At 39.4% G+C, this 6,511-nt stretch carries 6 protein-coding genes and 1 pseudogene; 4 read left to right on the top strand and 3 right to left on the bottom strand.

Translation table 11 applies throughout. The features are described 5' to 3' along the window. Both HP439_RS06295 and HP439_RS19515 read right to left on the bottom strand, forming a co-directional pair. Positions 1–1,811: S9 family peptidase (locus HP439_RS06295; RefSeq protein WP_246229283.1), on the bottom strand; the 1,811-nt coding region annotated here is incomplete at its 3' end. A 3-nt stretch (positions 1,812–1,814) separates the two neighbouring features. Further along, the gene (locus HP439_RS19515; protein ID WP_246229281.1) at positions 1,815–2,015 is read right to left on the bottom strand and encodes a hypothetical protein; all 201 of its coding nucleotides are present in this window, start codon (positions 2,013–2,015) and stop codon (positions 1,815–1,817) included. Between the two features lie 78 nt (positions 2,016–2,093). Between HP439_RS19515 and HP439_RS06290 the strand changes: the two genes are divergently transcribed. From HP439_RS06290 to recA, 3 genes are all read left to right on the top strand, one after another. Next, the gene (locus HP439_RS06290) at positions 2,094–3,716 is read left to right on the top strand and encodes a S8 family peptidase (RefSeq protein ID WP_216657782.1); all 1,623 of its coding nucleotides are present in this window, start codon (positions 2,094–2,096) and stop codon (positions 3,714–3,716) included. Between the two features lie 326 nt (positions 3,717–4,042). Continuing rightward, the gene (nth, locus tag HP439_RS06285) at positions 4,043–4,699 is read left to right on the top strand and encodes an endonuclease III (RefSeq protein WP_172389493.1); all 657 of its coding nucleotides are present in this window, start codon (positions 4,043–4,045) and stop codon (positions 4,697–4,699) included. A 74-nt stretch (positions 4,700–4,773) separates the two neighbouring features. Then, on the top strand, positions 4,774–5,799 hold the full coding sequence (gene recA / locus HP439_RS06280; RefSeq protein ID WP_172389492.1) for a recombinase RecA: 1,026 nt from the start codon (positions 4,774–4,776) through the stop codon (positions 5,797–5,799). Between the two features lie 106 nt (positions 5,800–5,905). Here the strand turns inward: recA and msrA are convergent. Beyond that, positions 5,906–6,386, bottom strand: a pseudogene (gene msrA / locus HP439_RS19705) (peptide-methionine (S)-S-oxide reductase MsrA). Here msrA and HP439_RS19375 point away from each other — a divergent pair. Then, positions 6,309–6,509 (top strand): hypothetical protein, encoded by a 201-nt coding sequence (locus HP439_RS19375; RefSeq protein ID WP_216657780.1) that lies wholly within the window; start codon positions 6,309–6,311, stop codon positions 6,507–6,509. The pseudogene msrA and the gene HP439_RS19375 sit on opposite strands and share 78 nt — an antisense overlap. Positions 6,510–6,511: the final 2 nt, after the last annotated feature.

Genomic DNA, 6,511 nt, shown 5'->3' with positions numbered 1-6,511 from the left:
GGTTCAAAATATTGCACTTGGCTATCGTGTAATCCTGTCGTAACAAGTAAATTCGGATATTCTTTTTCCTCAACATTTTCATAAGGAGAGTACGACTTCATATATGCATATGCTTCTTTTTCATTGGGATTACCCCACTCATCATATTCATTGGTCGTCAACGGGATCGTTTCATCAAGCATTGTTGTGACAACATCCACGAATGGGACTTCTGCAATCATTCCATTCCATAGCTGGGGAGCCATATTCGCAACCGCTCCAATCAATAAGCCCCCAGCGCTTCCACCTTGTGCATATAAATGTGTTGACGTGGTATACCCCTGTTCAATGAGATACTTCCCACAATCAACAAAATCAATAAATGTGTTTTTCTTTTTTAGCATTTTACCGTCTTCGTACCACTGGCGGCCCATTTCTTCTCCGCCCCGAATGTGAGCTATGGCGAAAACAAATCCTCGATCCAATAAACTTAAACGAGAAGAACTAAAAGACGGATCCATAGAAGAACCATATGATCCATAAGCATAAAGAAGTAGAGGAGCTCGACCATTCCTTTCAAAACCCGTTTTGTAAACGATCGAAATAGGCACCTTTGTTCCGTCCATGCCGGTAGCGAACAAACGTTCAGTAATATAGTGCTCTTTCTTGTATCCTCCCACTACCTCTTGTTGCTTCAAGAGGTCCTTTCTCTTGTTCACCATATTGTAATCAAACGTCGATGAAGGGGTTACCAATGAAGTATAACCGTAGCGTAAAACATTCGAATCATATTCAACATTAGTACTTGGATATACTGTGTACGCCGTCTCACCAAAATCTAAATAATGTTGACTATCATCAGCTAGCGAACGGATTGCCATGTGTGTTAACCCATTCTTGCGTTCAGATATAACAATAAAATTCTTGAACTCGTCCAAATTAGAAATCAAAACGTCATCTCTGTGGGGTATGAAGGTATTCCAATTCTCTCTCTCGGTCCTATCTAACGGGCATTCCATCACTTTGAAATTTTTTGCATCGTCGTTAGTAAGAACTAAAAAACGATCTGCGAGCGGAATGACACTATATAACACATCTTTTATACGAGGTTGAAAAGATTTAAAGGGTTTATCAGGCGTATTCGCGTCAAGTAAGTATACTTCGGACGAGAGGGTTCCTCCAGAATAAATTAAAATATATGCTCCGTTTTTCGATTTTTCAACCCCAATATAATTGGATTTATCTTCTTCTTGATACACTGTAACGTCTGTTTGACTTATCTGGCCTAATGTATGACGCATAATTTTTTCGCTTAGCAAGGTAACTGGATTTTGCGACGTATAAAATAAATTTCTGCTGTCATTTGCCCATACTGACCCTCCCGTCGTCCGTTCCATCTGATCTGCTAGAAGTTCTCCCGTTTCAAGATTTTTAACATAGATGGTATATTCCCGTCGTGAAACGGTATCTACTCCATAGGCTAACAACTTATTATCAGGGCTCACTGAGAAGCCCCCCACTGAGAAATAAGCATAGCCCTCGGCCATGGCATCGACGTCGAGCAAAACCTCTTCTTTCCCACTAAGGCTTCCCCTCTTACGACAAAACTTATAATATTGCTTCCCTTCATCGGTTCTACTATAGTAATAATAGCCGTTTTTTAAATAGGGAACAGATTCATCCTTCTCCTTAATACGGCTCCTCATTTCCTCAAATAGCGCCCCTTGTAACTTTTCAGTATCGGCCATCATTCCAGTCGTATATTTATTTTCTTCTTCCAAATACGCTATTACCGAAGAAGAATCCGGCCCCTTTTTGAAATAATCGTTCAACCATTAATATTCATCCTGTACAGTATCGGAATGGATAATTCTAGTGTACGATTTCTTTGTCGCGAGAGGGGCAGCGATATCTGGCCAGCGCACAAGCGATCCTCCATTTTTTTCAGCACATGAGGTTATTATCATAACCCCAATAATAACTATATAGTTCCACTTTTTAAACATGTCGGCTAGCTTTAAATCTAAATTTATCAAAAATAACCGTATTTATACTTTTTTAACAAGAACTGCATATAAGTTCCATTATCTTTGTTTAAGACGAAACAAACATATATGACAGGTACAATGAAACGTTACGCATTATTAGGTATCAGTATCCTTCCTTTTTTGGGCCATGCACAGAATGAAGCCAAGAACCCACAAAATTGGTACAACTTAGATTATACAGTAGATGGGGTCCGCGGTATTAGTACAGAAAAAGCCTACGAACAATTAAAAGGTAAAAAATCGACTAAAATAATTGTAGGGGTTTTAGACGGGGGAATTGATTATAATCATGAAGACCTAAAAGATATAATATGGATAAACGCCGGAGAGACCCCTGGAAACGGCAAAGACGACGATAATAATGGTTATATCGACGATATTCATGGTTGGAATTTTCTCGGAAATGCAAGCGGTGAAAATGTGCAGTATGATAACTTGGAGGTAACTCGGCAAATACGAATATATGAGCCTAAATACATGTCTGTCCTCCCATCAACTCCACTAAGCGAAGCTGAGCGGCGTGAATTTGTTGCCTATCAACGGATGGTTGCTGATTACACAACAAAACTCGACCAAGCTAATTTCGGTAATTTAAACTACGGCACCTTAAAAGAAGAGACTGATAAAATTATCGAGGATTTGAAGAAGGATCCTAAAGATATTACCAAAGAAGATATCGACGGATTCAACGCTATATCCGATCGACAAAAGATGGCTATAAGGATGATAAAACGCAGTTTAGGTGACACTAGTTTTGAAGATTTTTATAAGGACTTAGCCGAAGGAGTAAAGTATTTCAGCGCACAAGTGAAATACCATCTTAATAAGGAATATAACTCACGTGCTATCGTTGGAGATAACTACGAAGATGCCTCAGAACGCCATTATGGCAACCCCGACATCCAAGGGCCAGATGCCGAACACGGGACGCACGTCGCTGGTATTATTGGTGCTAAGCGCGAGAACGGAATTGGCATAAACGGCGTCGCGAATAACGTACAAATAATGGGGGTCCGCTTAGTTCCTGACGGGGATGAGCGAGACAAAGATGTTGCCAATGGGATTCGCTACGCTGTCGACAACGGCGCAAAGGTGATAAATATGAGCTTTGGAAAGGGCTATGTATATAACAAGAAAACGGTAGATGAAGCGATAAAGTACGCGCAGGAAAAAGATGTACTATTAGTTCACGCTGCAGGTAATGATTCGGAAAACAACGATGTGACACCGAATTACCCAATGAAATATTTCACCGACAGTTTAAATGCAATCACCGGTGAAGTAGACAATTGGATTACCGTGGGGGCAACGTCATCCGAGTTGAATGATGACTTATTAGCAAGTTTTTCCAATTACGGATATAAATCCGTTGACGTGTTTGCTCCTGGAGTAAAAATAAACTCAACGATGCCGGGATCTTCATACAAACAACAAGATGGAACTAGCATGGCCGCACCGGTAGTGGCTGGATTAGCTGCATTAATCCGCTCCTACTATCCAGAACTTACTGCAAAAGAAGTAAAAGAGATTATCATGAAGTCAGTGACCAAGGTGGACGAAAAAGTAAAAATTAAGAGCGAAGGAGGGACTAAGAAAGTATATCTAGATGAGATAAGCGTATCCGGCGGCATTGTTAATGCAAAATCGGCTATTGACGAGGCTGAACGCTATATTGAAATAAAAAAGTAAAAAAATGTTAAATTTTATATAATATAAAATTTTATCTTGCGTTTTATAGGTATCACTAAAACAAAACGCGTATGGTCGAATACTTTACTACAAAAGAACATGATACTAACTTAAGTGAGACACAGGAAACTATGGTAAATAGGACAGACGAAATATACGAAGAAACACTAAAGTCTGGTTTCAAGAAACTAATTAAAGAACCAACCCCTAGGGTCATTGAGAATATATTAAATTTCTCAAAAAGCTTAACAAAGTAATTCGACAAAGTCTCTAAACAAAAATTAGAGACTTTGTTTTTTAATGTCGTTTTTGAATATCTTTGTTACATGCTAAAGAAAGAGAGATATAGAGAATTTGTAGCTTACTTCTCCACCCATAACCCCGATGCTCAGACCGAGTTAAATTACACCAACCCATACGAACTTTTAGTCGCGGTTATATTGTCCGCTCAATGTACTGATAAACGAATTAATCAAGTAACACCTGCATTATTCGAACGATTTCCCGAACCGGAATCATTAGCAGCCAGCACCTCTGAGGAAGTTTTCACTTACATTCGTTCTGTTAGCTACCCTAATAACAAAGCTAAGCATTTAGTAGGTATGGCGAAAAAACTCACCACTGAGTTTGGGGGCGTTGTGCCTGAAAAAATTGACGATCTTATTAAACTTCCTGGTGTAGGTAGAAAAACCGCTAATGTCATTTCTTCTGTTGTTTATAATAACCCTTCTATGGCGGTGGATACCCATGTATTTCGGGTGAGCAACAGACTCGGACTTACAAGTCGAGCGACAACACCATTAGCCGTAGAAAAACAGTTAGTGAAGTATCTCCCAGAGGAAACCATAGCGGTTGCACATCATTGGCTCATTCTCCATGGTCGGTACATATGTGTTGCTCGAACACCTAAATGTGAAAAATGTCCCATCACCTATTTTTGTAAATATTTCGAAAACACATATCAACGTGAGAAAAGCAAATAATCTAACATAATTAGCAAAATAAATTTGTACTTAAAAAAAAATTACCCTATTTTTGAATACTATATACTAAAAACATGAGCAATTCAGATAAATTAAAAGCGCTTCAGCTAACCTTAGATAAACTCGAAAAATCATACGGGAAAGGCGCAATAATGAAATTAGGAGACACAGCTGTTGAACCTATCGAGTCGATATCAACTGGGTCACTAGGTTTAGATATAGCCTTAGGAATTGGTGGTGTACCAAAAGGGCGTATTATTGAAATATATGGCCCGGAATCATCCGGTAAAACAACCTTAGCTACTCATATCGTTGCTGAAGCCCAAAAACAGGGTGGTATTGCTGCAATAATTGACGCGGAGCACGCCTTTGACAAATATTACGCGCAAAAATTAGGCGTTGATGTCGAAAACTTACTCATCTCTCAACCGGATAACGGCGAGCAAGGTCTAGAAATTGCGGATAACTTAATTCGTTCAGGAGCAATTGATGTCATAGTTATCGACTCAGTTGCTGCACTCGTACCTAAAGGCGAGATTGAAGGTGAAATGGGCGATTCGAAAATGGGACTTCAAGCCCGCTTAATGTCACAAGCTTTACGAAAACTTACAGGTACAATCTCTAAAACAAACTGTTGTTGTATCTTTATTAACCAATTACGGGAAAAAATCGGAGTAATGTTCGGTAACCCCGAAACGACTACCGGGGGGAATGCGCTGAAATTTTACGCATCTGTACGTTTAGATATCCGTCGTACTTCACAAATTAAAGACTCTGATGAAGTTTCAGGTAACCGTGTAAAAGTAAAAATTGTTAAAAATAAAGTAGCTCCTCCATTCCGAATTGCAGAGTTTGACATCATGTTTGGCCAAGGTATATCGAAGGTAGGAGAAATTATCGACCTTGGCGTTGAATACGGAATCGTAAAGAAATCAGGTTCTTGGTTTAGCTATGGCGATACTAAATTAGGCCAAGGCCGCGACGCCGTTAAATCATTGTTGCTAGATAATCCTGACTTAAGTGATGAGCTAGAAGCAAAAATCAGGGCGGTAGTCGATGGAACAGCGCTTGACGAGAAAGCTACCCTAGCAGGAGAATAATATTTATAAAATATACTATGGGTTGTTGTTTTTTTAGCAGCAACCCCTTTTTATGAATAAATAGGAGCTATTTTTCAATAGCTTTGATCTTCTCCGCAAATATTTTCTAAGATTTCTTCATTTTCGGTTGAACCACGAACGAACAATAAGGTGCGTCTTTGTTATTTTGATAATATTGTTGATGATAATCTTCGGCAGGAAAAAAAGCTTTAAAGTCTTACACCGTTGTCGCGATAGGCCTATCATAAACATTTTCATCCTCCAATTTATTGATGTAATATATGCTTTTCTGTTTTTGGATCGCTGAATGTGCGAATATGATAGGCAGATATTGAGGTCCGACATCATTTCCCTGTCTATTTAACTGGCTTGGGTCATGAGCTATAAAAAAAGCTTTTAAAAGTTCGTTGTAGCCGATTATCATATTGAACATTGATAACCTCTGCATGTCCGGTACGCTCCGACGACACATGCTCATCGCTGGGTTTACTCAACATGCCTCCTGAAAAATGGCCAGAAAGAACCGTATCGACACCGTTAAGCCATCCGAACTGTGCCTCTACACACCAAAAAAGCCTGCTCCAAATGTCGCTCGTGTATTAGAAGTAGTTTTTACAAACCACGGAGTCGAGGCTTCGATTTTCTGTTGCCTCTGGGCACACGCGGTAAATATCATTACACTCAACCACCCACACAATATGGTAGTATGATT

The sequence above is a fragment of the Sphingobacterium shayense genome (assembly GCF_013179575.1).
GTDB classification, from domain to species: domain Bacteria; phylum Bacteroidota; class Bacteroidia; order Sphingobacteriales; family Sphingobacteriaceae; genus Sphingobacterium; species Sphingobacterium shayense.
The sequence above is the reverse complement of the archived record's forward strand: the minus strand, read 5'-3'. Positions and strand labels throughout refer to the sequence as shown.

Excerpts from the sequence above, each read along its gene's own strand:
- HP439_RS06290 (WP_216657782.1), top strand. The coding sequence starts at position 2,094 with ATGACAGGTACAATGAAACGTTACGCATTATTAGGTATCAGTATCCTT.
- nth (WP_172389493.1), top strand. The coding sequence starts at position 4,043 with ATGCTAAAGAAAGAGAGATATAGAGAATTTGTAGCTTACTTCTCCACC.
- recA (WP_172389492.1), top strand. The coding sequence starts at position 4,774 with ATGAGCAATTCAGATAAATTAAAAGCGCTTCAGCTAACCTTAGATAAA.
- HP439_RS19375 (WP_216657780.1), top strand. The coding sequence starts at position 6,309 with ATGGCCAGAAAGAACCGTATCGACACCGTTAAGCCATCCGAACTGTGC.